This window comes from Micromonospora sp. M51 (assembly GCF_018070305.1).
Classification (GTDB): domain Bacteria; phylum Actinomycetota; class Actinomycetes; order Mycobacteriales; family Micromonosporaceae; genus Micromonospora; species Micromonospora parva.
On record NZ_JAGPXZ010001328.1, the window covers coordinates 1 to 807 of the forward strand.

General features: G+C 76.6%; 2 protein-coding genes. Both read left to right on the forward strand.

Annotation, left to right across the window (positions count from 1 at the left end; translation table 11 throughout):
• On the forward strand, positions 1–329 hold a 329-nt coding region (locus tag KBX53_RS34605; RefSeq protein WP_210863994.1), incomplete at its 5' end, for a universal stress protein.
• 154 nt (positions 330–483) lie between these two features.
• Positions 484–807: universal stress protein (locus KBX53_RS34610; RefSeq protein ID WP_210863995.1), on the forward strand; the 324-nt coding region annotated here is incomplete at its 3' end.

Consider the following 807-nt stretch of genomic DNA (forward strand, 5'->3'; position numbering starts at 1 on the left):
GGATCATGCCGGTCCCGCCGAGCGACCTCCTGCCGGTGACGTACGACGTGGAAGCGCTCGCCGCCGAGGAGGAGCGGGTGCTCGCCGAGGCCCTCGCCGGCTGGTGCGAGCGGTACCCGGACGTGCCGGTGCGGCGCCGCGTCACGTACGGCGGGCCGGCGAAGGTCCTCGTCGAGGAGTCGGCCGCCGCGCAGCTCACCGTGGTCGGGGCGCGCGGTCGGGGCGCGCTGGCCGGCATGCTGCTCGGCTCGGTGAGCCACGCGGTGCTGCATCACGCGCACAGCCCGGTGGTGGTCGTCCGGCGTCGCCGCGAGGGTCGGCAGAGCTGACACCGCACGGCCCGGGCGGCGCGCACCGGTGCTCCGACGCCGGCTCCGGGTGCTCCGACGCGGGCTCAGGCGGCGGCGGTCGGTCGGCCCGGGCCGGCGCGTTCCACGGCGCGGCGGCCGGGCAACGCCGACAATGACCTGACCGACCCAGGGAGTGCCGATGAACCGACCTGTCGTGGTGGGTGTGGACGGATCGCCGTCCAGCCTCGTCGCCGCCGAGCACGCGGCCCGGGCCGCGCAGCTCCGGTCCCGGCCGCTGCTGGTGGTGCACGGTTACCTGCATCCGTTCGGCTACGGCGTGCCGCTCAACCCGTACGAGATCGGCGTGCCGGCGCCCTCCGAGGAGGCGCAGAAGATGCTGGAGCGCACCGCGGCCGAGCTGGGCGAGCGGTGGCCCGGCCTCGCTGTCGAGGCGCGTCAGGTCACCGGGGGCCCGGGGGCCACCCTGATCGAGGAGTCCCGCCGGGCGGAGCTGGTG